At 55.7% G+C, this 2871-nt stretch carries 3 protein-coding genes; 2 read left to right on the forward strand and 1 reads right to left on the reverse strand.

Features of this window, described 5'->3' with window-relative positions; genetic code table 11:
• Nucleotides 1-324: 324 nt before the first annotated feature.
• Nucleotides 325-792, reverse strand: coding sequence for a MarR family winged helix-turn-helix transcriptional regulator (locus L691_RS0113960; RefSeq protein ID WP_025691115.1), 468 nt, complete (start codon nt 790-792; stop codon nt 325-327).
• Nucleotides 793-1109: 317 nt separating this feature from the next.
• Between L691_RS0113960 and L691_RS0113965 the strand changes: the two genes are divergently transcribed.
• On the forward strand, nt 1110-2417 hold the full coding sequence (locus L691_RS0113965) for an MFS transporter (RefSeq protein WP_025691116.1): 1308 nt from the start codon (nt 1110-1112) through the stop codon (nt 2415-2417).
• Between the two features lie 186 nt (nt 2418-2603).
• The coding region (locus L691_RS0113970) for an ATP-binding cassette domain-containing protein (protein ID WP_232229185.1) at nt 2604-2871 on the forward strand (268 nt) is incomplete at its 3' end.

The raw sequence follows: 2871 nt of genomic DNA on the forward strand, positions 1-2871 counted from the left end.
CTCGAAGGCGGCCTGCATTCGCTCTTTATCGTAATGGCGGTTATCGCCGCGCTGTCCCTGCTAATTTCGGCGGGCCTCCGCAGCGGCGTACCAGTGGCGGAACAGGAGAGCATCACTTTGAAGAAAGCGCAATAGGTTACGGCGGAGAAGGAGTGAAGCCGGGCAGCGAGCGAGAAATTTTGAACGGAACTGAAACGAAAAAAAACGGCTGCGCCGCCCTCTAATGGGCTGTGCAGCCGTTTCTTCTTATCCCGCCGGATTAAAGATGCCTGTGAGGCAATCCAGTTCCTCTAAAAATCTCCTGTGGCCCGCAAACTACGGGGGTTATTTCCGCGGAAGCGGAGACAGCTTCTCAGCCTGCAGCCCCATCTTTTTCAGCAGAACGATCATCTGTTCTTTCTCCTCGTCATTCAGTCCGCTGAACGCAAGGTGGATACGCTCCGAATATTTCGGATACATATCGTTCATTAGACGCTCGCCCTCAGCTGTCAGCTCCGCAAAAATCACGCGGCGGTCGGTAGGGCAGGGCTTGCGCTGCAAATAGCCGCGCTCTTCGAGCTTATCGATGACGTAAGTAACATTCCCGCTCTGCAGCAGCAGCTTGGCGCCGATCTGCTGGATTGGCTGAGGTCCTTTATAGTAAAGCACTTCCATGACGGCAAAGGCCGTCGGGTTGAACCCTTCGATTTTGCTTCCTATTACGGCATGTTCATTGATGCTCTTGAAAGACTTGGCGAACACCCGGTACAAATGCAGCGTCAGCTGGGTATCGCGTTCATAGGATTGTATCATGCATCTCTCACCCTTTGTTATTAATTCTTCTTGCGGGCCGCCCGCAGGGTTGAACAATCTCATCCTGAAAGCAAGGGACCTGTGCAGCGAACCTGTATATATCCTTACAATACGTGAATAAATGGCAGAAAAACATGTGATTTGTCACAATGAGTACACTTTTAATTATTAAAAATCAAAATGCTTTCAGTCCCTACACCGAGACCTAAATCAGCCTGGCCGGGTAGCGGCGATTACATCCCGGGACGGATGGATAAAGTTTCCTGTTGTCTTAATATGGCTTTATGAAGCAAAGGGACGACAGGAGTGGTATGACAATGAGTAATCAGAACTCTGACAATGTACAAAAAAGCAAGCTGACGCTGAGCCGCCCGCTGGCGCTGCTGCTCTCGGCGCAGCTCATATCCAATATGGGCGATTGGCTCCATGTGCTCGCGCTGCTGACGATGGTCGGCTTGAAATGGTACGCGACGCCCTGGGAGATTACCGCTATCTCGCTCTGTATGGCGGCTCCGATGCTGCTGGGCGGACCTTTCGCCGGCGTGGCAGCCGACAGGCTGAACCGCAAAGCGCTGATGATCGGCTCGGATATAGCCCGTGCGGTTATTGTGGCCTCGCTCGTATTCGCCGGATCGCTAACCCAGGTCTATGTGCTGCTGCTGCTCAAGGGAACGATGGATGTGATCTTCTCCCCGGCCAAGAGCGGCAAGCTCAAGGAACTGGTTCCCGCCTCCCAAATGGATGCCGCAGTTGGCTTAAGCTCTTCCATAGAGCAGATCACGAAGATTCTCGGCCCCGCCCTCGGCGGTCTGCTTGTGGCGCTGTTTGGCATCTCCGCCTGTTATCTGATTGACGCGGCAACGTTTCTGGCCTCGGCCGCGATTCTGGTCGCTCTGCCGCGGGGACGCAGAGCGGGGTCTGCGGTCCGGACGGAAGGCCGCGCCGGAGATCGGCAGTCTTTCCGCCGGGAAATGGCTGCGGGTCTGCGGATGATTGCCGGAATGCCCGCCGTGCTCAGCGGCATTCTCATGCTCGTATTAGTGCTGCTTGTGCTGAATATCGCCGATTCGCAGCTCGTGACGCTGTTCCGGATTATTCCCGGGGTCAGCGGCGATCTGCTGGGCTGGTGCGTAGGGTCAAGCGGTATCGGCACGCTGATCGCTGCGCTGCTGGCCGGAAGGATGGGCGGCTCGCGGCATCCGCTACTATTCATGGGTATTGGCGCGGTATTGATGGGAGCGGTCTTCGCCGGTGCGGCTGTGGTGACCGCTAACGGTAAGCCGGGGGCGGTTATTTATATTATTTTGTTTTCGGCTTTTCTTCTGGGGGGAGCCGGGGCCGGATTTGTCTTCATTCCGTTTCAGGCGATGCTGCAGAAACGGACGCCTGAAGTCTACACCGGCCGGGTCTTTGGAACGGTAAACAGTCTGACCAGTACGTCCGTCATTCTGGGCCCGGTGGCCGGCGGAGCGCTGGTGACGGCTTCAGGACCGGTAGTCGCCTTTATCGTCTCCGGCCTGCTTACCCTGCTGCTTGGCGCGGCAATGCTGGCGCTGCGGGGACTCATCGAACGCAGGGATCGCGGGGCCGGAGCGGAAAGCCTGGAAGAACCGGCTGCCGTGTAATTTTGTAGAATCGCTGCAAAAGCCGTGAGCAGATGGTAAGATGTGTATTAGCGTCTGGAGCGGGACTGCACTCATAGAGTGGAAGATGTAAAATCCGATATTAGACCTTATCTATAACGTTTTTGGGAGATGGAGTAGATGGAAGAGCGGGAAGCGGTAAGGGATTTCCCGGAACAGGAACTGGAAATGGAAATGGAAATGCCGGAGTGGGACGATATTGTACTGGATGTTTCCATAGCTGAGGCGGGGTATGAGGAAGGGGATGTCCGCATCGCCGATATTTCGTTTGAGGTCCGGCGCGGTCAGCTGCTTGGGCTGATCGGTCCGAACGGAGCTGGAAAAAGTACGACAATCAAGACGCTGCTCGGGCTGCTGAAGCATGCGAAGGCTAAGGTTGCGATCGGCGGTTCGGGGGGCGGTTCTTACGCCTATGTGCCGGAGCAGCCGGTCTTTT

Origin of the sequence: Paenibacillus zanthoxyli JH29 (assembly GCF_000520715.1) — a bacterium.
Lineage (GTDB): Bacteria > Bacillota > Bacilli > Paenibacillales > Paenibacillaceae > Paenibacillus_AQ > Paenibacillus_AQ zanthoxyli.